The sequence below is a fragment of the Brevibacillus sp. TJ4 genome, from assembly GCF_044627595.2.
Taxonomy (GTDB): domain Bacteria; phylum Bacillota; class Bacilli; order Brevibacillales; family Brevibacillaceae; genus Brevibacillus.
This window is the reverse complement of the sequence record NZ_CP185865.1, coordinates 146,620-171,901: the sequence shown is the minus strand read 5'-3', so window position 1 is coordinate 171,901 and position 25,282 is coordinate 146,620. Positions and strand designations below refer to the sequence as shown.

Annotated in this window: 25 protein-coding genes and 1 riboswitch; of the genes, 12 read left to right on the top strand and 13 right to left on the bottom strand. The window is 52.5% G+C overall.

Annotated features, from left to right (window positions below):
• The first annotated feature begins 205 nt into the window (after positions 1-205).
• The 4 genes from ACAF76_RS00790 (at position 206) to lplT (ending at position 5,699) form a co-directional block, all read left to right on the top strand.
• Positions 206-1,615 (top strand): sensor histidine kinase, encoded by a 1,410-nt coding sequence (locus ACAF76_RS00790; RefSeq protein WP_421617381.1) that lies wholly within the window; start codon positions 206-208, stop codon positions 1,613-1,615.
• Positions 1,612-2,250: a response regulator gene (locus ACAF76_RS00785; RefSeq protein ID WP_421617380.1), complete on the top strand. Its 639-nt coding sequence runs from the start codon at positions 1,612-1,614 to the stop codon at positions 2,248-2,250. Before ACAF76_RS00790 ends, ACAF76_RS00785 begins: the two co-directional genes overlap by 4 nt.
• A gap of 126 nt (positions 2,251-2,376) precedes the next feature.
• Positions 2,377-4,491, top strand: coding sequence for an AMP-binding protein (locus ACAF76_RS00780; RefSeq protein WP_421617379.1), 2,115 nt, complete (start codon positions 2,377-2,379; stop codon positions 4,489-4,491).
• Positions 4,488-5,699: a lysophospholipid transporter LplT gene (lplT, locus tag ACAF76_RS00775; protein WP_421617378.1), complete on the top strand. Its 1,212-nt coding sequence runs from the start codon at positions 4,488-4,490 to the stop codon at positions 5,697-5,699. The genes ACAF76_RS00780 and lplT overlap by 4 nt, the downstream gene beginning before the upstream one ends.
• Before the next feature lie 68 nt (positions 5,700-5,767).
• Here lplT and ACAF76_RS00770 read toward each other — a convergent pair whose 3' ends face one another.
• Positions 5,768-5,917, bottom strand: coding sequence for a hypothetical protein (locus ACAF76_RS00770; protein ID WP_421617377.1), 150 nt, complete (start codon positions 5,915-5,917; stop codon positions 5,768-5,770).
• A gap of 259 nt (positions 5,918-6,176) precedes the next feature.
• Positions 6,177-6,464: a hypothetical protein gene (locus ACAF76_RS00765; protein ID WP_421617376.1), complete on the bottom strand. Its 288-nt coding sequence runs from the start codon at positions 6,462-6,464 to the stop codon at positions 6,177-6,179.
• 88 nt (positions 6,465-6,552) lie between these two features.
• Between ACAF76_RS00765 and ACAF76_RS00760 the strand changes: the two genes are divergently transcribed.
• On the top strand, positions 6,553-6,801 hold the full coding sequence (locus ACAF76_RS00760; protein WP_421617375.1) for a hypothetical protein: 249 nt from the start codon (positions 6,553-6,555) through the stop codon (positions 6,799-6,801).
• A complete protein-coding gene (locus ACAF76_RS00755; RefSeq protein WP_421617374.1) occupies positions 6,801-7,580 on the top strand; it encodes a hypothetical protein in 780 nt (259 codons plus the stop codon). The genes ACAF76_RS00760 and ACAF76_RS00755 overlap by 1 nt, the downstream gene beginning before the upstream one ends.
• Before the next feature lie 135 nt (positions 7,581-7,715).
• Here the strand turns inward: ACAF76_RS00755 and fumC are convergent, their stop codons facing one another.
• The 10 genes from fumC to ACAF76_RS00705 all read right to left on the bottom strand — a co-directional run bounded on the left by fumC (position 7,716) and on the right by ACAF76_RS00705 (position 18,660).
• Positions 7,716-9,104, bottom strand: coding sequence for a class II fumarate hydratase (gene fumC, locus ACAF76_RS00750; RefSeq protein WP_421617373.1), 1,389 nt, complete (start codon positions 9,102-9,104; stop codon positions 7,716-7,718).
• A 55-nt stretch (positions 9,105-9,159) separates the two neighbouring features.
• The gene (locus ACAF76_RS00745) at positions 9,160-9,837 is read right to left on the bottom strand and encodes an MgtC/SapB family protein (RefSeq protein ID WP_421617372.1); all 678 of its coding nucleotides are present in this window, start codon (positions 9,835-9,837) and stop codon (positions 9,160-9,162) included.
• 200 nt (positions 9,838-10,037) lie between these two features.
• Positions 10,038-11,393, bottom strand: coding sequence for an MATE family efflux transporter (locus ACAF76_RS00740; RefSeq protein WP_421617371.1), 1,356 nt, complete (start codon positions 11,391-11,393; stop codon positions 10,038-10,040).
• Between the two features lie 178 nt (positions 11,394-11,571).
• Complete coding sequence (locus ACAF76_RS00735) at positions 11,572-13,281, bottom strand: adenine deaminase (protein ID WP_421617370.1); 1,710 nt, start codon at positions 13,279-13,281, stop codon at positions 11,572-11,574.
• An 18-nt stretch (positions 13,282-13,299) separates the two neighbouring features.
• Positions 13,300-14,355: an ABC transporter ATP-binding protein gene (locus ACAF76_RS00730; protein WP_421617369.1), complete on the bottom strand. Its 1,056-nt coding sequence runs from the start codon at positions 14,353-14,355 to the stop codon at positions 13,300-13,302.
• A 13-nt stretch (positions 14,356-14,368) separates the two neighbouring features.
• Positions 14,369-15,157, bottom strand: coding sequence for an ABC transporter permease (locus ACAF76_RS00725; protein WP_421617368.1), 789 nt, complete (start codon positions 15,155-15,157; stop codon positions 14,369-14,371).
• A 6-nt stretch (positions 15,158-15,163) separates the two neighbouring features.
• Positions 15,164-15,985, bottom strand: a complete 822-nt coding sequence (locus ACAF76_RS00720; RefSeq protein WP_421617367.1) for an ABC transporter permease — start codon at positions 15,983-15,985, stop codon at positions 15,164-15,166.
• Positions 15,986-16,011: 26 nt separating this feature from the next.
• On the bottom strand, positions 16,012-16,941 hold the full coding sequence (locus tag ACAF76_RS00715; protein WP_421617366.1) for a nucleoside hydrolase: 930 nt from the start codon (positions 16,939-16,941) through the stop codon (positions 16,012-16,014).
• Between the two features lie 100 nt (positions 16,942-17,041).
• Entirely contained in the window at positions 17,042-18,124 is a 1,083-nt protein-coding gene (locus ACAF76_RS00710) for an ABC transporter substrate-binding protein (protein ID WP_421617365.1), read from the bottom strand.
• Between the two features lie 188 nt (positions 18,125-18,312).
• Positions 18,313-18,660: a DUF2294 domain-containing protein gene (locus tag ACAF76_RS00705; protein WP_421617364.1), complete on the bottom strand. Its 348-nt coding sequence runs from the start codon at positions 18,658-18,660 to the stop codon at positions 18,313-18,315.
• Between the two features lie 269 nt (positions 18,661-18,929).
• Positions 18,930-19,033: riboswitch (SAM riboswitch) on the top strand.
• Positions 19,034-19,137: 104 nt separating this feature from the next.
• Between ACAF76_RS00705 and ACAF76_RS00700 the strand changes: the two genes are divergently transcribed.
• The 6 genes from ACAF76_RS00700 to ACAF76_RS00675 all read left to right on the top strand — a co-directional run bounded on the left by ACAF76_RS00700 (position 19,138) and on the right by ACAF76_RS00675 (position 24,030).
• Positions 19,138-19,953 (top strand): MetQ/NlpA family ABC transporter substrate-binding protein, encoded by an 816-nt coding sequence (locus ACAF76_RS00700; protein WP_421617363.1) that lies wholly within the window; start codon positions 19,138-19,140, stop codon positions 19,951-19,953.
• Positions 19,954-19,985: 32 nt separating this feature from the next.
• On the top strand, positions 19,986-21,023 hold the full coding sequence (locus ACAF76_RS00695) for a methionine ABC transporter ATP-binding protein (RefSeq protein ID WP_421617362.1): 1,038 nt from the start codon (positions 19,986-19,988) through the stop codon (positions 21,021-21,023).
• Positions 21,023-21,685 (top strand): methionine ABC transporter permease, encoded by a 663-nt coding sequence (locus tag ACAF76_RS00690; RefSeq protein WP_421617361.1) that lies wholly within the window; start codon positions 21,023-21,025, stop codon positions 21,683-21,685. The genes ACAF76_RS00695 and ACAF76_RS00690 overlap by 1 nt, the downstream gene beginning before the upstream one ends.
• A gap of 79 nt (positions 21,686-21,764) precedes the next feature.
• Positions 21,765-23,138 (top strand): FAD-binding oxidoreductase, encoded by a 1,374-nt coding sequence (locus ACAF76_RS00685; protein ID WP_421617360.1) that lies wholly within the window; start codon positions 21,765-21,767, stop codon positions 23,136-23,138.
• Positions 23,139-23,278: 140 nt separating this feature from the next.
• Positions 23,279-23,746 carry a hypothetical protein gene (locus ACAF76_RS00680; RefSeq protein WP_421617359.1) on the top strand — a complete coding sequence of 156 codons (468 nt, stop codon included), beginning with the start codon at positions 23,279-23,281 and terminating at the stop codon, positions 23,744-23,746.
• On the top strand, positions 23,734-24,030 hold the full coding sequence (locus ACAF76_RS00675) for a YxcD family protein (protein ID WP_421617358.1): 297 nt from the start codon (positions 23,734-23,736) through the stop codon (positions 24,028-24,030). Before ACAF76_RS00680 ends, ACAF76_RS00675 begins: the two co-directional genes overlap by 13 nt.
• A gap of 169 nt (positions 24,031-24,199) precedes the next feature.
• Here ACAF76_RS00675 and ACAF76_RS00670 read toward each other — a convergent pair whose 3' ends face one another.
• Entirely contained in the window at positions 24,200-25,195 is a 996-nt protein-coding gene (locus ACAF76_RS00670; RefSeq protein WP_421617357.1) for a siderophore ABC transporter substrate-binding protein, read from the bottom strand.
• Positions 25,196-25,282 lie beyond the last annotated feature (87 nt).

Here is a 25,282-nt window from a genome sequence, read left to right as displayed (position 1 = left end):
TCGCCGGCAACTGACCCGCGATTCACTACGCCTGGACAAGCCTGACTCTCGATACCCGCACCGGGACAAACGCCAACGCTGCACTCCTGCTTTCGATTCAGTCACTCCCCGTTTTCCGAACCCCAGGATTTCTTTACGTACGCCGGCAACCTCGTACGGTATAATAGAAGTACGACGTTTTTACCGACGGGAGATCGTATTTGCCATGATGCTTTTCATGTTATGTACCATATGGGCACTCGGGTTGTTCGTACTGTTTACCGACCCGCGCCGCACCCCCATCCGCTGGGCGAGCGCGACAGCTTTTGTCGGCGGCGGCGGCTACTTGTCCGGCCTGATCGATGAACACATTTTGATCGCCTGGGCGGATACACTCGCTGCCCATCCCGACCTGGAACAAGGGCTCGTCCTCTTGAGCAGAACAGCCTCATTTCTCTGCCAGACAGGATTGCCGTACACGTTTTTGCTGTTCGCCATACATTCCAGCGAATCGCTATCGGCCAAAACCAAAACATTCGTGCAAATTCTCGGACTGATCCCGCCGCTCGTGATGCTGGCGATCACGCCGATCTACCCTGTTCTCTCGTTTAATTACTGGATCATGGTGGCATGGGTATTTCCCTATTTTTTCGCCGCTTCGTTCCTGCTGATCGGACGATACCGCGACGAACGGGACCCGCTGGTCAAAAAAAACCTGTTTTATACCAATCTGTTGATCATCGTTCCGCTCTTCCTGGTCTTTTTGCTCATCTACGGCATGCGGATTCACAACAATTACGAAGCGTGGCGCTACAACGGCTGGGTAGTCGCGATCCAATTCATCGTCATCATCGCCGTCAGCCTGAAATACGGCTTTCTCGGCGTCCGGCTGCGCGTCGAAAAGCGGCGGCTGGACAGCACGCTGCGTGCGCTGACTTCGGGCGTGCAGATTATCAACCACACTGTAAAAAACGAAGTCGGCAAAATCTCCCTGTACGCCGACCGCATACACGACTACGCCGAGCAACACAACCAGCCTGAGCTGAAAGAGGACGCGACTGTTTTGCTGCAATCGGCGCAGCACATGCTGAACATGGTCGATCGCATCCAGACCCAGCTTCGCGACGTGAACTTGCGGGAGCAAAGCGTGCCTGCCGCCGGACTGATCACGGAAGCCATCCATGCGCTGCGCCCATTTACCGCAAAGCAGCAGATCGAGGTCGTCACCGAGCTGGACGAGAGGCTTCAGCTTCTCTGCGACCCGGCTCTCCTGCGTGAAGTGCTGACCAATCTGTGCATGAACGCGATCGAGGCGATGAAAACAGGCGGAGTGCTGAACATCCAGCTCTTCTTATCCAAAAAGCATCTGGTCGTCTCTGTCGCCGATACCGGCGCAGGCATTTCCAGGGAAAACCTGGCGCGCGTGCTCGACCCGTTTTTCTCCACGAAAAAATCGGGCACCAACTTTGGCCTGGGGCTGTCGTATTGCTACCACGTGATGCAAAAGCATCAAGGACTGCTGGAGCTGTCCAGCGAGCCTGGAGCAGGAACCACGGTGTTTTTGCTCTTCCCGAAAAAACGCGTCGCCGTCAGAACATCCACAGCGCGAAGCGAAAGTGAGGAAACAAACCGATGAAGACGATAGCTGTTTTTCTCGTAGAAGACGACCCGGTCTGGCGCAAAGGCCTGATCGATTACCTGAACAAAGAGCCGGACATCCGCGTCACCGGCGAGGCTGCCAGCAAGGAAGAGGCTATCGAGCGCTTTGCGCAATCAGCCGCCGACGTGGTGCTGATGGACATCAACCTGACCGACAACAACCTGGACGGCATCGATACAGCCATCTCGCTGCTTCAGGACCATCCCGACTGCACCATTATCATGCTCACTTCGCTGACCGATGAAGACGTGATCGTCGAGTCGTTCTCCGCAGGTGCCGTCAACTACATCAGCAAGTCCAGCTTCAAGGAAATACCGGACGCGATCCGCGCTGCTCACACCCGGCAATCGGCGATCCATCCGACTGCCGCACAGGCGCTGCGAAACGAATTTTTGCGTCTGAAAAACGACGAGTACCAGAAGCTGCTCTCCCCCGCGGAAAAGGATATCCTGCGCCTGATCCACGAAGGGCAGACCCAGACGCAAATCGAAAGGTCGCTCCACATCACCAAGCGCACGATCAAAAACCACATCAACCGCATCCTCAAAAAAATGGGCGTCAAATCGAGCAAGGAAGCAGCCGCCAAGGCACGCCAACGAAAGCTGTTTTAACGCGAAACCAGGGAATTTTACCAGGGCTTATGAGCAGGTACCAAAGAAAGTTGGTACTTTTGCAAATCCCCCCATTCTTTACAATCAGAACTATGCAATCATTCTTTTTGTAAAGGTGTGGTACAGATGAAATTGATTCATGCCTTCATCAAATGTATCCTGATTCTCTGGTTCCGTCCCCGCGTACACGGTCTGGAAAAACTCGACCTCAGCCAGCCGTCTCTGATTACGCCAAATCACGTGTCGCTGTTGGACGCAGTGCTGCTCTCTTTTTACCTTCCCAAAAACGCAACCTTCGTCGTCAATACGGAAATCGCCAAACGCTTCTCCTTTTTCCTGCGTTTTTGCCAGCACATCACGGTCGATCCGCTCAATCCCTACTCGATCCGCCAAATGCTGCGCGTCGTCCGGCAAGGAAAGACGCTGGTGATCTTTCCGGAAGGCCGGATCACCACCACGGGCGGCCTGATGAAAATGTACAGCGGCGTCGCCTACCTGGCCCTGCGCACCGGAATTCCCGTCTATCCCGTGATCATCCAGGGAGCGGAGCGCTCGATCTTTTCTTACCTGAAAGGCAAACTCCCGATCCGCTGGTTCCCGCAGATCACATTTCGGATCGGCTCCTCCTACCGCATCGCGCACAATCCAGAACTGTCGATGCGCGAACAAAAAGCACAGGCGAGCGACCTCGTCCTGCGCACGATGCAAAACGAGCTGTTTGCTAGCAAGATGAAGCAAAACGTCAACCTGTTCGATGAAGTCCTGGAAGCTGCCCGCGTCAACGGCTCCAAAATGGAAATCGCCAAAGACCTGACGACAGCCATCAACTACCGGACTCTCCTGGTCGGCAGCTATCTTCTCGCTGGCAAGCTGCGCCCGATGCTCTTGGGTCAACCGTCTGTCGGACTGCTGCTGCCCAATTCCGTCGGTCACCTGATTACGCTGCTGGCTCTGTTTTCGATCGGCAAAACGCCAGCGATCCTGAATTTTTCCCTGGGTACCCGCTCGCTGCTCGACTGCTGCGAGACAGCCCAGATCGATACGATCCTGACGTCGCGTGTATTCGTACAAAAAGGCAAGCTGGAGCACCTCATCGAAGCGCTGGAGGAGCATGCAAAGATCGTCTACCTGGAGGATCTGAAAGCGTCCGCCACCACCTCCGACAAACTGCTCGCGCTGCTGCGCTACCTGCGCAAACAAAAGGCACAGGCTGTCACGAACGAACTGATTCTTTTCACCTCGGGCAGCGAGAGCAAGCCAAAAGGCGTGGTTCTGACCCATGAAAACCTGTACGCCAACATCCAGCAGGTGACAAGTGTGATCGACATCACCAGCCGCGACAAGTTTTTCAACGCCTTGCCGATGTTTCACAGCTTCGGACTGACTGCCGGGACGCTGCTGCCGGTAATCAAAGGAATTCCCGTCTACCTTTACCCAAGTCCCCTGCACTACAAGGCGATCGCGGAGCTGGTGTACGATCAGAACGCGACGATCCTGTTCGGAACCTCGACGTTTATGGCAGGCTACGGGCGGATGGCTCATCAGTACAACTTCTATTCGCTGCGCTACGTGTTTGCAGGCGCAGAGAAACTGAAGGACGACGTTCGCCAGTTGTGGATGGAGAAGTTCGGTGTGCGGATTTTTGAAGGGTACGGCGCGACCGAGACGGCTCCGATCCTCTCGCTCAACACGCCGCTTGCCAACAAGAAAGGGACGGTGGGCCGCCTGCTACCCGGTATGGCATACCGCCTGGAAAAAGTAGACGGGATCGACAATGGCGGCGAATTGCTGGTCAAAGGCCCCAACGTAATGAAAGGCTACCTGATCCACGGAAAAGGCTTTTTGCCCGCAGAGGAATGGTACCGGACGGGCGATTTGGTGGAGGCAGATGCAGAAGGCTTCCTGACGATCCAGTCCCGCCTGAAGCGCTTTGCCAAAATCGGCGGGGAAATGGTCTCGCTCAATCTGGTTGAAGAGTTGGCGATGCAGTGTTTTGGCCACTCGGAATTCGCTGTCATCACCGTCAGCGACCAGCGCAGGGGAGAGCGGGTCTTGCTCTATACCACAGACGAAACAGCCGGACTGTCGCAACTGCGCTCGTACATCAGCCAGCGCCAGTTCTCGCCGCTGCTCGTCCCGGCAGCCGTGAAGCACACCAAAACACTACCGCTGTTAGGAAGCGGAAAAACCGATTACGTCAGCCTGAAGCGATGGGCTGAACAAGGAGGCGAAGCATCGTGACCAATCGTATCCAGCCGCTGTCAGCCCTGTATCTCACGCAATTTTTATCCGCCTTCGCCGACAACATGGTGCTGTTTGTCATCGCCAATCTGCTGCGGGAGAACGGGTTTTCTCCCGCGATGCTGGCACTCGTCTCCATCGCCTTTTTTCTGCCCTACCTGTTTCTCGCACCGCTCGTCGGCCCCTTTGCCGACAAGCATCCGAAGTCGTTTGTCCTGATCATCGGCAATTTGCTCAAGGCAGTCGGCGTGCTGCTGCTGTTTGTCATCGATCACAGCAGCATCCTGCTGTTGATGCTCGCGTATTTCACGGTAGGCGTCGGCGCAGTCGTGTACTCTCCTGCCAAATACGGAATCCTGCCGGAGCTGACGAACAACGAAGACGAATTGTTCCGCGCCAACGCCCGCATCGAGGCGTATACGATCATCGCCATTTTGACCGGAATCGGAGGGGGCGGCGCGATTGCGTCGATGATCGATCCGCTGCTTTCGTCCGGCATCTGTCTCATCCTGTACCTGCTGTCGCTGATGATGACCTTTTTGATTCCCCGCATGGAGGGGAATGCAGCGATCCGCTACGGTACGGAGGCGCGCCGCTTCTTTCTCGATTTTCAAAAGCTGATGAAGCAGCGGGACACCCGCTTTGCCCTCGTCGGCACAGGTGCCTTCTGGATGAGCTCGGCGGTGCTCAGGGTCGCAGTGCTCGCCTGGATTCCCGTATCGCTGTCGATTGACCCGCAGCATTTTTCCGTCTCCCTGATCCTCGCGACGACGTCGATCGGGATTATCGTCGGAGCCTTTCTCGCCCCGAAGCTGGTTCCTCTACGGTCATTTACGCGTTCGCTGGCATTCGGGTTTGGCATGTTTGCCGTCATCGTCCTGTTTCCCTGGGTTCACATCACGGCTGTTGCGGTAGGTTTCCTGCTGCTGGCCGGGTTTATGGGAGGAGTCTTTCTCATTCCGATGAACACGGTGCTACAAGAACGGGGCAAACGAATGGTCGGATCGGGCAAAACGATCGCCATCCAAAATTTTATCGAGAATGGGCTGATGGCCGCAGGCTCGGGGATTTACTATCTGGTCGTTTATCTGGGCGCGTCCATCTCCTGGGCCATCGTCATCCAGGGGCTGATCCTTCTCCTGTTCCTCTCTTTCCTGACAAAAAAGCGCGGACAGATCAAGGCGCAAGAAAAAAGCCTGTTGGGTTAACCAGCGGCACCATTACAAAAAACAAGAAGGACAGCGGCCTTTTACATGCCGAGCTGTCCTTCTTGCGTTTATGACTGCCGGTTACGGTTGATTCTCTCGAAGATGTCGATCGCTTCGGTCGCCGTGGGGACTTTTTTGACGTTGTCCTCAGCGAACGGGATTGCCTGGGGATCGCCGCTCTTTCGGATCTCGGCTGGTGTGCGCGGAGTGAATATCATACAGGGCAGCAATCCTCACCGTTTCCCTCTCCTTGCTTTAGGGTGTTTGTGCAGCGTATTGCTGCAGACATTCCAGGAACATCTCGCCGTATTTGTCGAACTTGGAAGCTCCGACGCCTTTGATTTGCAGCCTACTCTAATTTGAGGGATTGCTGACAGACAAAGCCCGCCTGGCGTTGTGCCGGAGCGGGTTGCTTCGTGTTGATTTTGTTTGACTAAAGCTGCAACTAATTAGTTATGTCTATATAATGTTTCATCTTTAGTTTAGGGGTTCTATAGAAACAAGTTTCGGCGATCCTATAAAGCTAGACTCATACTCTACAAAATATTCTTCGTTCACTTTAATTAATTTCGTAATAACCCTCGGGACATTAATAGTTGTTTTCACATTGAGCTGATCCTCTATTACCATAAGGTCATTGCTAATCTCTATTACTTTTACGACTGCTACTGTCTTTTCCTTAAAATAAATACTCCATGTTAGTAAAAGCACCACCATTACAAGAAACAATGTACCAAAAAAAACAATAAGTTTTCTCTTTTTCAATTACAAGCCCCCTTCATTTTCCAATTGTTGACAATTTTTTGTGATATGGTTACAATTCCAATATACCATATATTAGGAGATTTTCAAAATGATTCCTTTTCTAAAGAAAAAACTTATAGCTTCTCTAGTTGCAACTGTTACACTGACTAGCTTGATCCCATTTACTGTAGGTGCGGCCAGCAAAGACTTTAAAGAGATTGAAGAAGAGGTTAGTTTTGACATGGTTAAGGTCGGCGATCTCGATGTAACAGTTTATGAAGACGGGAGGGTTAAAGGTCTTGGAAAATCAAAATCCCAAAAGATTTCAAAAAACGAACAAAAAAAATACTTAAGATAATGGGTTTTTCTGAAAAAGAGATTGATACTTTACCAGAGGGAATGCAAGAGGAATTGTTAGCTGAAGGTGGCGTTAAAGTGGACTCGGAAGTTGAGTATGAACCAACTATCTATACTGACCTAGATGGAGTTCAACACATCGTCACTGAAAAAAATAAAGAAAAAATTAAAAAAATTGCAAAGAAAGATTTTGAAAAACTACAAGAAATGGGATTGGTAAACGAAGATGTTGCGGGAGATGTAACGATTGCTGGAACTGATCTTGGTGATTATGAGGAAGGAGATTTTACAGGCTGGGGTTATATAGTCTATCATGGTACAAAGGATGATGAATATGAATATTCTTACTACACTAAATTTGAATGGAGTTCACGCCCTATACTATATTTTACTGATCGAGTAGCGCATGCTTGGCAATCTCATACAACTTCTATAAAAACAACCGCTGATTATGATGTGACTTATTTTAGTCGTAGCGGTAGAAAACTTGGAAGTATTGATTTTGATCCAGACATTGATCAGGATGTCTACGGTTCATATGCAGAAATTGATATTGACTATCATGAAGGAATACATGATGGCTATGTGAGAGATAGGGTACGTATACCTAAATCTCACAAAGGTGAAACAGGGACGTTTGTATCTAGATATGTACACTCAAGTGCACCTAAATATATTGATGGTTTTAGTATAGGCTATGGGCCGGCATCTATTACAATTAAAGGCGCGAACTGGGTATATCCTTGGAGAAACACTTTTAAGATAGGAAAAGACTACTAAAGCTCCATTAATCTGTAGCTTTTTAAGAGTCTACTTCTCCTTGCTGGGACAGAACAAGCGCAAGCAAGAAAAAGGAAAAACCGATAGCCCGGTACGGCCATCGGTTGCGTAAGTGTGAGCTGTGACAGCAAAAAGCTATTCCTTGGGGTGGATCATCTGCTCGGGGCGGACGATTTGCTCGAATTGCTCCGCGCTAAGCAGGCCGCTTTTGACTGCTGCCTCTTTCAGGGTGATGCCTTCCTTGTGGGCGAGCTTGGCGATGGTGGCGGCATTTTCATAGCCGATGTGCGGATTGAGCGCGGTGACGAGCATGAGCGAGTTTTTCATGTTTTGTTCGATCACCGCCAGGTTTGGCTCGATGCCTGCCGCGCTGTTGTCGGCAAACGAGTGCATCGCGTCGGCGAGCAAGCGGGCCGACTGCAGGAAGTTGTAAATGATGACCGGCTTGAACACGTTCAGCTCGAAATTGCCCTGGCTGGCGGCGAAGCCGATCGTGGCGTCATTGCCCATCACCTGGCAGACCACCATCGTCATCGCTTCGCTTTGCGTCGGGTTCACTTTCCCCGGCATGATCGAGCTGCCCGGCTCGTTGGCGGGAATCGTGATTTCGCCGATGCCGGAGCGCGGACCGCTGGCAAGCCAGCGCACGTCGTTGGCGATTTTCATCAGATCGGCAGCCAATGCCTTGAACGCTCCGTGTACATGCACGAGCTCATCGTGGCTGGTCAGGGCGTGGAATTTGTTTTGCGCGCTGGCAAAACGCTTGTTCAGCTCGCGGCTGATCTCCTCGGCGACGAGATCGCCAAAGCGCGGGTGCGCGTTGATCCCCGTCCCGACAGCCGTGCCGCCTATCGCCAACTCGCGCAAATACTGTGCGCTCTCGCGGATCATCTGCTCGCTTTTGTCCAGCATGCGGCACCATCCGCTTATTTCCTGGCCCAGCGTCAGCGGCGTGGCGTCTTGCAAGTGGGTGCGTCCTACCTTGATGATGTGCATGAACGCATCGCTTTTTTGCCGCAGCGTCTCTTTTAGCTTCGCCACAGCGGGAAGCACTTGATCCTCCACGGCAACGAGCGCCGCCAGATGCATCGCGGTCGGGAACGTATCGTTGGAGCTTTGCGATTTGTTGACGTCGTCATTGGGGTGGATGCGAGCCTGGCTGCCCGCCTGCTCGAGAAGCTGATTGGCGCGGCGGGCGATCACTTCGTTTACGTTCATATTGGACTGCGTGCCGCTGCCGGTTTGCCACACGACCAGAGGAAAATGCGCATCCCACTTGCCGGCGATCACTTCATCAGCGGCAGTGACAATCGCTTTGGCCTTTTCTGCGTCCAGCTTCCCCAGCTTTTCGTTGGCCAGTGCCGCGCTCTTTTTTAGCACGGCAAACATGCGGATCAGCTCCAGTGGCATTTTCTCCTCGCCGATGCGGAAGTTTTGCAGGCTGCGCTGCGTCTGCGCTCCCCACATTTTATCCGCTGGCACCTGGATTTCCCCAAGGGTGTCCTTTTCCACTCTGTACTCCATCTCGACTCCAGCCTCCTTTTTCAGGTGACACGACTTGCTCGAATCGCTGTTTCCGCTACCTGCTCTCTACTTCGACGGACACGACGTGGCACACCTTTTTCAACTGCGTGTACACATCGGTGGTATACGTGTTTTCCGGCGAGGAGATCTCCATCTCCAGCCTCTGCTGCCTGTTCTCCACATCTCTGACCTTGACTCTCTTCACTTTCATCTGCAAGCGTTTGATTTGTTTAAATACTTCATCGAGGTCTGCTTGCTCCTGAACGACGATTTTGATCGCCAAGTCTCGTTCGCGTAAGGAGCTCGGACCGATCCACTTGAGAATCAGCGGGAACAGGTTGATGGCGAGAATAATCAGGATCGTCGCAGTCACTGCTTCATAATAGAAGCCAGCGCCTACGGCAATTCCCAGGCCCGATGCTGCCCAGACCATGGAAGCCGTCGTCAGGCCGGAAATAACATCATTGCTCCGGCGCAAGATGACCCCCGCGCCGAGAAAACCGACACCGCTGACGATTTGTGCAGCCAGGCGCATCGGGTCCATATTGGTTGCTCCCGGAGAGGAGAACCGATGTACCGCCTCAATCGACACGATCGTGATGAGGCAACTCGCTACAGAAATGACCATGCTCGTCTTTACGCCCAGAGGCTTGTGCTTCAACTGTCTGTCGACACCGATGAGCAGTCCCAAAAACATGGCGATCCCCAGTCTGATGAGAAAATCATATGACATATGTCTCCTCCTCCCTTCTTGCTTTGCTTCATGTCAGGATATCTTCCATTTTTTCATTAAAATACAGTATATACCTTGCTTCGGCCAAATAGGATCACAATTTTTCTGTCCTCGCTATATTGTCAGCTTTGCCCCGACGCTTCATGCAAAAAACGGAAAACCCTCTATCACAAGGGTTTTCCGCCAGGTATGAGGCACCGTCACGATGCTTCCCTGATTTTTCGCCTTTGCAGAGCCAATAGCCGTCCGTACAAAAAGACAGCCCCAGCCGCCAATCCCGAAATCAGCCCAATCCAGTAGCCGAATGCGGCAAGCGACGTGTACTGGGCCAGCAGGTAGCCGAGCGGCAAGCCAATCGCCCAGTAAGAGACGAGCGCGACGATGAACGTAACCGTCACGTCCTTGTACCCGCGCAAAATGCCCTGGATAGGAGCGGCGATCGCATCCGAGATCAAAAACAGGATCGAGTACAGCAAAAACTCCTGGGCCAGTTGCAGCACGTCCGGGTCTTTGGTATAGAAGCCTGCCACCTGCTCGGTAAACAGGTACAGTCCGATCCCGCAGAGCAAAGCCATGCCAATGGCAACTCCAATCCCCAGGTAGCTGTACTGCCGGGCATCCCGGTACCGCTGTGCCCCGACCTCGAAGCCAACGAGAATCGTCATCGCCATCGAGACGCTCAGCGGGATCATGTAGATAAAGGAAGCGAAGTTCATCGCGGCCTGGTGGGCAGCAATCGTGATCGTGCTGTACTCGCTCATCAGCAAGGTAACAGCGGCAAAAATGCTGACCTCAAAAAAGATGGCAAAGCCGATCGGAATACCGAGCCGCAGCAGCTCCTTCCACGCACGCAGAGAGATGCGATACAGCTTCTGAAAGATGCCGTAGTCAGCAAACGGCTGGAAGCGAACGACGACGACCAGGCTGATGATCAACAAAATCCAGTAGGTGATCGCAGAAGCGACGCCAGCTCCCACCCCGCCCAGGCGCGGGAAGCCGAAGTTGCCGAAGATCAGGCAGTAGTTCAGGAAAATATTGATCGGCAGCGAGAGCAGGGTAATGATCATCGTCACTCTCGTCTCGCCGAGCGCATCCATAAAATTGCGGATGACCGTATACAGAAACAACGGGATGATCCCCGCCGCAATCGCATGCAGGAAGCCTCGGGCAATGTCGCGCACTTCCGTCTCCAGCTTCATCGTGTCCAGTATCGGGTCGAGCGCAAACGAGCCAATCAGAATCAGCGCAGCGCCAATCGCCACAGAGAGATACAGCGCCTGCAAAATCGTCTGGGGAACCTTTTCCCTCTGCATGGCTCCTACCATCTGTGCCACCATCGGCATGACTGCCATGAGAATTCCCGTCAGTCCTGACTGGATCGGCGCCCAGATGCTTCCCCCGATCGCCACCCCCGCCAAATCTGTCGGGCTCGCCTGTCCGGACATGATCGTATCAAAAAAGGTCATGGAGAACAGGGCCATTTGGGTAATAAAAATCGGCAGCAACACAACAGCGAATTGACGCCATTTCTCCCGAAGCGAATAGGTTTCTATCATTTTCTTCTACACCCTTACACAATTTGTCAATCTACACATAGAGTCATAGTACCTGATTCCACGGGGAAAGTACATCAGAAAAAGAAAGCGGCGCGACGTCCACCTGACACGGACATGCGAAAAACCGTCCGGACCAACCCCGACGGTTTTTTCGTCATCGATTTCGGCTATTCCTTTTTTACATCAGCAAGAGCGGAACCACTTTTCCGGCGTTGACATCGATCGGCCCCAGATCGGTAATTTTCAATGCCGGGCTGACCGGCAAGGAATGGGTGCTGATCGACATGATCGGATTGTAGTGGCGATAGCCCAGCTCCTCCATCGCCCGGCGAAGCTGCTCGACTTCCTTCGCCGTCTTTTCCAGCGGCTCTTCGGTCAGAATACCGCCTACCGGCAAATGCAGGCGCGCGATCACCTCGCCGTCCAGGACGACGCAAAATCCGCCCTGCATCTCGATGACGGCGTTGGCTGCGACCGTCATGTCATGCGGATTGTGCCCGACCACGAGCAGGTTGTGGTTGTCGTGCGAGTAGGTCGTCGCGATCGCCCCGCGCTTGATCGTATCGCCGCTGATCAGCCCGTAGCCGCGGTTGCCGTTTTTGCCGTACCGCTCAAACACAGCGATCAACCCGTACGGACTCTCCTCCCAGCAGAGCTGTCCGTCACGGACTTCCACGATACCGCGATGGTCCTCGGTAAAGGTCGAACCGTCCTGCACCAGCATGACACGGCAGGGATAGCGGTTGTCCGGTGCATCCATCTGCACGAGGAAGTCCTTTTCCGAAAGCGGCGACAATTGCACGCTGCGGTAAAAATGTTCGGGGAACTGCGATGGCGTCACGACCTGGCGATACTCCCGCTGTGCGTCGTACGCCAATTTTCCGTTTTTGTACACCTGATCGATCGTCAGCTCACGCAGGTCCGATACGAGCAGAAAGTCCGCCAGCTTGCCCGGTGCAATCGCGCCGCGGTCGTGCATCTTCATCCGGCGCGCCGGAGTAAAGGTGCTGGCGTAGATCGCACGCTCAGGCGTCATGCCCATCTGCATCGCCTTTTTGACGATGTAATTCAGATGCCCGCGCTTGTACAGGGAATCGGTCATCACATCGTCGGTGACAAAACAGAAGTGTTCGGAAACCTCGTGATTGATCAAATACTCCATCACTTCATCTGTCATCGATTTTTCCTGCACCTCGATGAACATCCCGGCAGCGATCCTCGCTTCCATCCCCTCCACCGTCTGATGCGTATGGTCGGAGTCTACCCCGGCAAAAATGACGCGGTGCAAATCAAGGTCAAGCAGCTTCGGGCAATGTCCCTCGATGACCAGATCGGGATGGTTGCGGCGCAGGTAGTCGAGAATCTGGTTGGTCTTGCAGTCGGGGTCGGTGATCACGTCCACGTAGTTCATAATTTCCCCCATGCAGACCAGCTCTTCGGTCTGCAGCAGCTCCTCGATGTCGGCCAGCTCGACTGATCCGCCCGTCGTCTCCATGGACGTCGCCGGAACGGAGCTGGGGATCGCGTACTTCATGTCGACGACGCAATCGCGACTGGCGCGAATCATTTCCTTGATCCCCTCGATTCCGAAGACGTTGGCCATTTCGTGCGGTTCCGGGACAATCGTCGTCACGCCGTTTTTGATCAGCGCGTAGGAAAACGTCTCCGGCGTCACCATGGAGCTTTCGATGTGCAAGTGAATATCGATCAGGCCGGGGAGCATGTATCGCCCGCGCCCGTCCACGATCTCGCCCGCTTCAAATGTCTCTGTCCCGCGCTTGCCTATATAGAAAAACCTTCCGTCTTGTACAGCCACGTTTCCCGCGATAAAGGTTTTGAAGTAACTGTTGTAAACCAGGACGTCTTGTATCAGCACATCAACTTTCACGAAAAGCCCTCCCTCTTGTTAATCCACCAGCACCAATTTGTCTTTGGGGAAGTGCAGGTACACGTTTTCGCCGTTTTTATAAGGGGCTTCCATCTCCTGGTTTACCGTAAAATCACCCAGTTCCGTCTGTACGACGTACTGATAGCTTCTGCCCAAAAACGTGCTCACCTTGACGCGACCGGGGAGTTGATTGCCATCCGGTGTCGCTGTCTGGGTGACGATCAGATCATCCGGGCGCAGGGCGCATGTATTGCCGGATGCCTGCAGCGTTCCCGGATTTTTGCTGGCGACAAACCAGTGGTCGCCGACGCGCAGCGCGATTTCGGAGTCGCGTTCAGTCCGCTCGGCAAAGTTGATAAAGTTGGAAAAACCGATAAAGCGGGCGATGAACTCGGTCTTGGGGTATTTGAAAATCGTCGCCGGATCATCCAACTGCTCGATCACGCCCTTGTTCATAATCGCCACCTGATCCGAGATGGAGAAGCACTCCTCCTGGTCATGGGAGACATAGACGGTCGTAATCCCCAGCTCCTGCTGGATGCGGCGGATTTCCACGCGCATGTTCACGCGCAGGTTGGCGTCCAGATTGCTCAGCGGTTCGTCAAACAAGAGCAGGTCCGGCTTGATCACCAGCGCTCTGGCAATCGCCACCCGCTGCCGCTGCCCGCCGGACAATTCCTTCGGGTAGCGCTTTTCAAAGCCGCCCAGGCTGACGACTTCGAGAATCTCGGAGACGCGCTTTTTGACCTCTGCCTCGTTTACTTTGCGAAGGCGCAGTCCGAACGCGACATTGTCAAAGACGGACAAGTGCGGAAACAGCGCGTAGCTTTGAAAGACAAACCCGAAGTTGCGCTTGTTTACGGGGACACGGGTGTAATCCTTCCCGTCAAACAGGAACTTGCCATGCTTCGCCTCGAGAAATCCGGCAATCAAACGAAGCGTCGTCGTCTTGCCGCAGCCGCTCGGGCCCAGCAGGGAGACAAGCTGTCCTTGTTCGATGTTCAGGTCGAAGTCTTGCAAAATGTACTGATTGTCATAGGCAACCGATACGTTTTCCAGCGTAAGCAATGCCATGTTTTTGCCTCCGTTATCGTTTTGTAAAGTAGGAAAGTCCCATCAGACGCTCGATGACAAACATGAAGAGAGCGGTAATGATCATCAGCAGCACGGAAAGTGCGGCAATCGTCGGATCAAAGTTGTTTTCCACATAGGTCAGCATCTGGATCGGCAGCGTGCTCACCCCAGGTCCTGTCATAAACACAGAGATGTCGACATTGTTGAACGATTCCAGAAAGGCGATCAGAATCGCCGCGATAATACCGGAGCGGATATTGGGCAGAACCACCTTGAAAAACGTGGCGATCCGTCCCGCCCCCAGGCTGAGCGCCGCTTCTTCAATCGCGAAGTCGAAGTTGGACAGGCTCGATGCCACTACCCGAATAATGAAGGGAAGCATGATCACGGTATGTCCGATCAAGAGCCCCGCGTAAATCGGCAGATTGTATACGATAATCACGTATTTGAGCATGGCAAAGCCCATGACGATGCCGGGAATCAGAACAGGCGAGATAAAAATCGCGTTGAGCGCAGCCTTGCCCTTGAATTGAAAGCGGCTTAGCGCATATGCGGCAGGGACGCCGATCAGCAGCGCCAGCAAATTGCCCGCCAGCGATACGAACATCGATGTCCAGAACGTCGTCATAAACATCTTCACTTTAAAAATGTTCTCGTACCATCGCCAGGAGAAGCCTTCCGGCGGAAACTTCAGGACGACCCCGGGTTCAAACGATGTAAAGGAAATGATAACGAGCGGCCCCAGCAAAAACAGGAACACCAGAAGTGTAAACAGGGCCAACCCTGGATTTTTCTCCTGCATACCCTTCTACCCCTTCGGATTTAGTTTCGTTGCAACCTTGTTCATCAAGCCAATCACCACAAACGTAATTACAATCATAATGGTCGCGATGACCGAAGCCATGTGCCAATCGTTGAGCGTGACGGCATTCTGGTAGAGGAATGTGGAGATGACTCCTTGCTTCCCGCCGAGCAGGGCAGGTGTGGTATAGGCAGTCAGGCTGCCGACGAAGACGAGGATGCTGCCGACGATCAGTCCCGGCATGCTCAGCGGCAAAATCACCTTGCGAAACGCCGTAAAGCGCGAAGCACCCAGACTCTCCGCCGCTTTCAGCAAGTCTGAATCGATATTTTCCATGACGCCCACGAGCGTAATAATAATCAGCGGCAAAAACAGATGGATCATCCCGATCATCATTGCGGTCGGGGTATACAGTATTTCCAACGGTTTTTCAATCAGTCCCAGCCATTGCAGGGAAGAATTGAGCAACCCCTTTTTTCCGAGAATAATCATCCAGCTAAATGACCGTACTACCGAGCTGGTCAAAAGCGGAAAGACTGCCAGCGCGAGCAGGATTCCCTTTTTGCGCGCACCCAGTCTGGAGATGTAATACGATACGGGAAAACCAAGCAAAATGCAGACAAAGGTGGTGACCAGGCTTACTTGCAGCGTGGTCCACAAGATTTTCAGATAGTACGTATCGGTGAGAAAAGTCAGGTATCCCTGTACGGTAAAGCCGCCTTCGTGATAGAAGGTGGAGAAAATCGTCATCGCGATGGGAATGACCAAAAACAACGTCAAAAACAAAACCCCAGGCAACAATAACAGATACAAGCCTTTTTTCTTCATGTCGTTAACTCCTGTTCCCGGTATCGTCAGCTATTCAGCACGCGGACAAACTGCTCAAAAAAGGCGGGGGCATCCACGTCCAGACATACGTGCATGTTCGGCTTTTTCCCGAGTCTGTTCTGAAAGTCGCAGATGGTCTGACCGTCACACAGCTCGCTTCTTGTCTCAATGTCGACAAACAGCTTGCGGGTGGTCACCAGTTCCGGGCTCATCGCCACTCCGACAGCCAGCGGGTCGTGCAGGGCGCAGGCGCGGACGCCATTTCGTTCAAAATACCGCTGTGTGTACTCGGATGTACTCACCCTCACATAATCGGCGAGCTCCGTATCGCCCAGCTCTGCGATGTGCGATTCGTCCAGCAAGACTTTGCGCGTCACATCGAGGCCAACCATCGTCAGTTCGGGGAAACCGGCGTGAAAGACGAGCTTGGCGGCTTCCGGATCGACGTACATGTTGTACTCGGCAGTCGGCGTCACATTGCCGTATTGCGTGACCACTCCGCCCATGAAGATGACTTCCTTGACCTGATGTACCAGCTCCGGGTACTTGCTGATAGCGAGCGCCAGATTGGTCAGCGGCCCAGTCATAATCAAGGTCACTTCACCGGGATGGCTTTTTACCTGCTCGATCATAAAATCAGGGGCAAACCCGTCCTGTGCCTGCCGGCTTGCGGAAAAATCGCGCAGGGCGCCGCCCAGGCCGTCTTCACCGTGAATCCGATGCTCAAAGTACACGTGGCGCAAAAGTGGCTGGGACGCTCCGCGAACTACCGGAATCCCCGCATCAGCCCCGATAAAGTCGAGGATTTTGCACGTGTTTTCCGTAGATTTGGCAAGAGAGACGTTGCCGTTTACGGTTGTAATGCCGAGAACATCAAACATGCCGCTTTTTACTGCCAAGATAATGCCAAGCGCGTCATCGACTCCAGTGTCCACATCAAGCACGATTTTTTTCATGCGCACTCTCCCCCTGCTCTACGGTTTGCTTGCACCTGGCGAAAAACACAAGGGTATATGCGTTTTGCCGATATACCCTTGTGCTGCCAGCGTCAGTGCCTTATTGAATGATTTCGCGGTTCCAGCGATCAATCCATGTTTTGGAGTTGTCGTTTACCATCTTCATTTCCAGCATGCGCAATTTGTTGATGGTTTCTTCGCCGTAGGTGATGCCTTGTGCTTCTTCTTCGGTCAACGTCAGCCCTTTGTGTACAGGAGAGTCCACTTTCGCTTTGGCTGCCTTTTCTTGTACTTCCTTGCTCAGCTGGTAGTTGATGAACTCTTCGGCCAGCTCTTTGTTCTTGCTGCCTTTGACGATGTTGACGGTGTTCATAACAGCGTAGCCGCCTTCTTCAGGAGAGACGAATTTCGCGTCTGGAACGGCTGCCTGAATATCTTTGAAGTACATTTCCATGATCGGTCCAACTGCGATTTCTTCCTGGGTGAACATGTTCACGTACTCGGATGTTTTGTCGTAATACTTGACCACGCCATCGTTGAGTTCCTTGATTTTGGCGAATGCCTGGTCTTCATTGAAGGTTTCATTGCCCGCTACCATGGAAGCAGCATCGAGGATCATCGGTCCAGTCGTGGAAGTGATGCTTGGCAGCGTCATTTTGCCCGCCAGTTCAGGATTCCACAGGTCGCTCCACGATTTGATCTCGGTCTCGATCAGGTTCGGGTTGTAGGCGATCCCGAATTGGCCAACCGTGTACGCCGGTCCGTATTCTTCGCCCAGTGGCGCTTTGGCGATGTCGTAGATTTCCTCCAGGTTCGGAATACGGCTGCGGTCGATTGTCTCGAACAGGCCATCCTCGATACCTTGCTGAGCGTAGTAGTCGGAGAGGTAGATCAGGTCGACGTTGCTGTTGCCTTGGCGCACTTTGTTCAGGCGCTCTGCGTTGTTCCCGATTTCCAGGACGATCTCCACGTTATGCTCTTTTTCAAAAGGAGCGTAAATTTCTTCACGGAAAAAGTCTTCCGAAAAGCCCCAGGTCGAGATGACCAGTTTGGTCGGTGCTCCCTGTGCAGCTCCTCCAGTCGCGCCCTCTTGCGGCTGTTGGCCTTGGTCGCTCGAACCGCAGCCGGCCAGCGCCAGTGAGAGTGCAGATACAGACAGCATGGTGCGTACGAAAGTTTTCATAAATGAATCTCCCCCATTTTCTAATGAATAAAAAAGAAAAAGAAAAGCACCCTTGGTTAGAAATAATGAATCCTTCTAAACAAGAACACTCTTCTTCGTAAACAAAGAGAAGTACACCCGTTTATTCAAGACTGTGGTCTTCCCTTAAGATAGATCAAAAGAGAAAATCCGCAGGCATGAATCGCTATTTACTTGTCTTCTGCGAGGATGATATTGGTGATTGCCCATTGGGTGGCGGCGTCGTAATCGCGCAGCACAGCCTCCATCGGCAAACCCATCTCTTCCTCGATTCGTTCCCGCAGCCGTTTTTTGTACAGAAGCGACATGCGGAAGTCGACCTCCAGCTTCAAGGCTGGCGCTTCCCCTTCCAGAGCAGCAGAACGCGGAGAACGACGATGCTTCGCGTAAAAGGTAATGATGTTGTTCTCGATGGTGACTCTCAGCAAAGTTGTCCCAAAACCGAACAACTCCTTGGCTATCTCGTTGTAGATATGAGACAGCGTCTTCCTGCTTTCACTTGTGTCCTGTATAGGCATAGCATCACCCGCGAGAGTAGGGTTGAAGTTTTTCACGTTCCCCATTATACAAATGTTCTACGCGTAAATCAAGAAAACATTCGTATTTTGATCAATGTTATTCTTTTCCCCTGTTCAATCGTTCGCCATTATTCGATTGTCTTCTACATGTTCCGTGAAAAAAGATTGACACCTCTCAAACTTCACTATATAATCCTACTATCCAAACGGATTGAAGACCTACTAAGGTGATAAGGATACAAATCTTTCCAAACTTTATAACCTGTCATCTCTTATAGAGAGAGGTTGAGGGACTGGCCCGATGAAACCTCGGCAACCTATCTGTTCGATATGGTGCCAAATCCAGCGGAAATTATTTTCCGGAAGATAAGAGAGGGAACGAGCCATTTTTCTGTGCTTTTTGCCTCTTCCTTCGGGAAGGGGCTTTTCTAATATCGAAAGCAAATGAAAGAGATACCAAAAAGGGGAGAAACGTACATGAAAAAGACAGGAATTTTGCTCTCGTCACTTTTGCTCGCAGCATCCTTGCTGACCGCTTGCGGCGGCAACAGCGCGGCACCGGCAGAAGGAGAGAACAACACCATTAAAGTAGGCGTGACCGCTGGACCGCACGAAGAGATTATGAACAAGGTCAAAGAAGTAGCGGCAGCAGAGGGCTTGACCGTTGACGTGGTTGTATTCAACGACTACGTGCAGCCGAACCAGGCATTGGTATCGGGCAACCTGGATGCAAACAGCTTCCAGACGATTCCGTTCCTCGAGAAATTCAACGCTGACCAAAAAGCAAACCTCGTGATCGTGGCCAATACGGTAACATTCCCGATGGGGTTGTATTCCGCCAAGTACAAAAGCCTCGACGAAATTCCAGATGGCGGCATCGCTGGCGTACAAAACGACCCGACCAACCGCGGACGCGCGCTGAAGCTGTATGAAGCGGCTGGCCTGATCAAGCTGAAAGAAGACGCAGGAGAAACCGCATCTCCGCTCGATATCGTGGAAAACCCGAAAAACCTGGAATTCAAAGAGCTGGAAGCAGCTTTCCTGGCACGCTCCCTGAGCAGCGTAGACATCGCCAGCATCAACACCAACTTCGCGATGGAAGCCGGCTACTCTCCGAAAACCGATTCGATTTTCGCCGAGACATCTGATTCGCCGTATGTGAATGTTATCGCGGCCAAAGATGAAAATAAAGATAACCCGAATCTCCAAAAATTGATTGAAGTGTATCGCTCTGAAGAAGTGAAGAAATTTATCGATGAGAATTTTGATGGAGCTGTCCTGCCGTCCTGGTAAGGCAAATACTTGAGCAAGGAGTTTTGTAAACGATGATTCAGCTTACCGATATCCGCAAGACGTTTACGGTTGGGAACAAGCAGGTAGAAGCATTGAAAGGCGTGTCGCTCAACGTAGAAAAGGGAGAAATTTTCGGTGTGATCGGATTCAGCGGAGCGGGGAAAAGTACCTTGCTCCGTACGATCAACCTGCTGGAGAAGCCGTCGAGCGGCTCTGTCGTGGTAAACGGTCAGAATATGCTGTCTCTCGATGAAAAGAATTTGCGTCAAGCGCGCAAAAAGATCGGCATCATCTTTCAGCACTTTAATTTGCTCTCCTCCTACAATGTCTTCGACAACGTAGCAGAGATTCTGCGGATGAACAAAGTGCCAAAGGACGAGATCAAGCGCAAGGTAGAAGATTTGCTCAGACTGGTTGGTCTGGAAGATAAGGCAAACTCTTATCCTTCCCAATTGTCTGGCGGACAAAAGCAGCGCGTAGGGATTGCCCGTGCTTTGGCTACCGATCCCGAGATCCTGCTGTGCGATGAGGCGACATCGGCTCTCGACCCGCAGACGACCGAATCGATCCTGGAGCTGCTGCTCGACATCAACCGCAAGTTTAACCTGACGATTGTGCTGATTACCCATGAGATGCAGGTTATCAAGAAAATCTGCGACCGTGTAGCGATTATGGAAAACGGCGAGATCATCGAACAAGGCTCCGTGCTCGATATTTTCAGCAATCCACAGCAGCAAACAACACGCAACTTCATCAAGACGATCTTTGACGATGAAGTGCCTGCCGAAATTTTGAGCAACATCAAACAAACAGGACCAGTGGCTCGCATCCTGCGCGTGGCGTTCCGCGGCGATGCGGCGCTCGATCCGGTGCTGGGCACACTGTCTGCACGCTTTCCGGTAAGCACCAATCTCTTGTACGGTTCGATCACCTCGATCAAGGGCACGGCATTGGGGATTTTGCTTTTGCACATCTCCGGTGAGGACAAAGCCGTCGAAGAGAGCATAGCGTTCTTGCGGGAATCCGTATACAAGGTAGACATCGTAGCACGAGAGGAGGCTGTCAACTAATGGACCGTTTACTGCAAATGACCCCAGTGTTTGTTCGGTCACTGGAAGAGACCGTCATCATGGTGGGCTTTTCTCTCGTTATTGCTACCTTAATCGGCATTCCGTTGGGGATTTTGCTGGTGATCACGCAAGGCAATCACCTTTTCCCCAACAAGTGGATCTTCCACACGCTAAACGTAGTGATCAACATTGTACGCTCGCTGCCCTTTATCATTCTGATGGTGGCAATTATTCCGTTTACCGAATTGATCGTGGGTACTTCGATCGGGATCAAGGGGGCAATTGTTCCTTTGATCGTCTACACCGCACCGTATATCGCGCGACTGATGGAAACAGCGCTCCTGGAGGTTGACCGGGGCGTCATTGAAGCGTATCAGGCGATGGGCGCTTCCCGCTCGCAAATTATCTTCCGCATCATGCTGCGCGAAGCAAGACCGGGGATCATCCTCTGCCTGACGATCGCGACGATCGGTCTCGTAGGTGCGACAGCGATGGCTGGTGCAGTCGGGGCCGGCGGTCTTGGTGACCTGGCGCTGCGCTACGGTTACCAGCAGTGGGATATTGAAGTCATGCTGATTACCGTCGTTATCCTGATCGTCTTGGTACAGGCTCTCCAGTCGCTGGGCAACTGGGCAGCGAAAAAGTTGAAAAAAGGCGCGTAATGCACCGGGAACCTCTACCCTTTTGGTGGAGGTTCTCGTTTCATATCCACCTATTCCATACAGAAAAGGAGCATATACGATGAAGCGAGATCCAGAAAAATGGCTGGCCGATTTGAAACGACTGACCGCAGATGAGCGCGCTACAGCCAACGAGACCATGCGGCAGCAGCACAGCCGCGACGAGTCCCATCATCAGCCCGTCTTGCCTGACGTGGTCGTTTTTCCGACCTCTGCACAGGAGGTAGCGGCCATTCTCCAATACGCCAATGAACATCGCATCCCCGTCGTTCCGTTCGGCGCAGGCTCCAGTCTGGAAGGTCACAGTATCCCGCTGGAAGGGGGCATCTCGCTCGACTTTCAGCATATGAATCACATTGTGGAGGTTCGTCCAGATGATTTTCTCGTGCGTGTCCAGCCAGGAGTGACGCGCAACCAGTTGAACCAGGCCTTGAAGCGGCACGGCCTGTTTTTCCCTGTCGACCCGGGAGCGGATGCCACGATCGGCGGGATGGCAGCGACCAACGCCAGCGGAACGACCAGCGTCCGCTACGGGATCATGCGTGACCAGGTACGCGATCTGGAAGTGGTAATGACAGACGGCAGCATCATGCGTACCGGCGGCCTGTCCGCCAAATCTTCGTCCGGTTATCACCTGACAGGGCTTTTCGTCGGCTCCGAAGGTACCTTGGGCGTGTTTACGGAAATTACGCTGCAAGTATACGGCATTCCCGAGACGATTATCGCCGGACGTGCGACGTTTCCGACCGTAGGTGCTGCTGTCGAAGGGGCTGTCTCTCTGCTCGGAGCCGGCATTGCCATCGCCCGCGTAGAGCTTGTGGACAGCGCCTCGATCAGACAGGTCAATCAGCACAGCGGCACCGATTTTCCGGAGCAGCCGACGCTGTTTCTGGAGTTTCACGGAAATGAGGCGGGGCTGCATCACGATGTTTCCTTCGCCAAAGAGCTGCTCGGCGAGTACGGAGCCGATGGCTTGCTGGTAGAGACAGACTCCAAAAAGCGGGCGCAGCTCTGGGAAGCCCGGCACAATCTGGCGTACGCCTTCAAGCATGGCTTCCCGGGAAGAGAAATGATGATTACGGATGTCTGCCTACCGCTGTCTGAACTGAGCGGGGCTGTCGAGCATGCGCGTACGGTAATCGATCGCAGCGGGCTGGTCGGCGGTGTGCTGGGCCATGTCGGGGACGGCAACTTCCACACTTCCTTGATGTACGACCGGCAAAACCCGGAAGAGGTGCGTGCCGCAGAACAAGTCAATGAAGAAATCGTCTTGTACGCCTTGGAGAGAGGGGGTACCTGCACGGGAGAGCACGGGATCGGGATCGGCAAGAAAAAGTATCTGGCCAAAGAGCATCCCGATTCGCTTCCTTTTATGCGAATGATCAAGCAGCAGTTTGATCCGAACGGTATTCTGAATCCCGGGAAGATTTTTTAATCAATGCACATCGCAGACATGGCACCAAAGCAGCCATTCCCAGTTGTTCACCAAATGTTACATTGCCATTCCTGTTCATATTCATGTACACTTATAAGTGATAACCATTCCACGTATATAGAGAGGGGCTACTTGAACCTATGAAAAAGCTGTTCATGCTACTGTTTGCCTTCGCGCTCGTACTCGCTCCAGTCGGATATGACCTTGCTGACGCGAAGAAATACAAATCAGGAACAAAGTCGTTTAACTCCAACAGTTCACCGACCAACAACTCGGGAACAACCAATACGACAAATACTCCAAATTCAAATATCAATCAGTCGGGTCCTAACTCGACTACAAACTCTCCTGCCGCTGCATCGACAACAAGACAAGCGGGTACAAGCGGCGGATTCATGGGTAGCGGCTTTATGAAAGGGCTCATGCTGGGCGGTCTGGCCGGCCTGTTGTTCGGCGGTCTCTTCGGCGACCTGGGCATGCTGGGCTCCATCCTCGGATTCATGGTCAACCTGCTGGCGATCCTGGCTGTTATCGTATTGATCCGCAAGATCTTCGTCTACTTTAAAAACCAGCGTCAAAAACGGGAACTGAACTCATGGAAACAATAACTTTTTCCGAGCAAGATGTAATCAACGCCATCTGCATCCATGTCGCTTCCAAGAAGCAGGTAAAGCCTCAGGACGTGGAAGTCGAACTGATGTATGATGACGAGTACGGTTTTTCCGCAGAAGTATATACGAATGGCCGCAAGCAGGTATTTATCGAGATCAACCTGATTGAAGCAATCCGCTACTACCTGGAGACGCAGTTGCAACGCAACCCGTACAGCGCCGGTATTGAGCTGGTGCTGGACGACGAACAGGGAATCATCGCACACGTGCGATACCAGTAGCGCAAGTACCACGATGATCGCAAGGAACAGACAAAATCCAGTCCGTTGTCACACGGATTGGATTTTTTTGTTGCAGAAAAAAAGCTGCTCCGAGAATCTGCCTGGGGCAGACTCGGAACAGCTTCCTGTACGCTCGGGCTGGTCGCTTTCAACCAGTCCTCGCTGTTTCTTACCAGTTTACGTTTTCCAATACTTCCGATGCCATGTTGCTCGTGGAAACCAATCCGCCACCGGAGAGGTACCAGTAGTTGGAATCCAGGTACACGATGTTGTCGTTTTTGTACGCTTTTGTGTTTTTCATCAGGTCGTTGTCGAGCAGTTGTTTTGCTGCAGATCCGCCATCGGCGTTGATCACGCTGCGGTCAACCACGAACAGGTAGTCAGGGTCTTTTTCCACGATGTATTCGAAGGAAATCGATTGTCCGTGAGTCGTTACTTCAATGCTCTCGTCTACTGGTTTGAAGCCAAACACGTCATGCAGGATACCAAAGCGGGAGCCGGAACCGTACGCGCTGATCTTGCCTTCGTTAGCCAGGATGATCAAAGCGGTCTTGTCTTGGGCTGCTGCTGTCTTCTCTTGCAGTTGTTTGATCGAATCGTCGATTTTCGCCAGTTCAGCTTCTACTTCCGCTTCCTTGCCGAAGACTTTGCCCAGGACGTTCATGTTTTCTTTGAACGATTCCATGTAGTTGGATGTGTCGACACCCAAAAAGATGGTCGGTGCAATTTTGTTCAGTTCTTCGTACGCTTCTTGCTGACGGCCGGAGATGAAGATCACATCCGGTTTCATCGCGTTGATGCCTTCAAAATCCGGCTCTTTCAAAGAACCGATATTTTTGTACTTGGAATCTTCAAATTTGGACAGGTACGGAGGAATATTGGCCTGCGCTACACCCGTCACTTCAATACCCAGCTTATCCAGGGAATCGAGGACACCGAAGTCAAATACGACTACCGTTTGCGGGTTTTTCTTTACAGTCGCTTCTCCGAGCTGGTGCTTGATTGTCACTTCTTCTTCAGCAGCGGTATTTGCATCCGTACCTTCTGCAGCAGGCGTTTCGCTGGCGGCTTGTGTGTTCGGGGCAGCCGTTTCCGCTGATCCGCAGGCGGCAACGAGGATCGACAGCATCGCTGCCATAAGCAGCATCATCCACTTTTTGTTCATTTCTATCACCTCTATAGAATAGTTGGTTGGTATTTAAAATTATCCATGGTGAGCCTTTGTTGTTGGCATTGCGCCATGGTAATAATT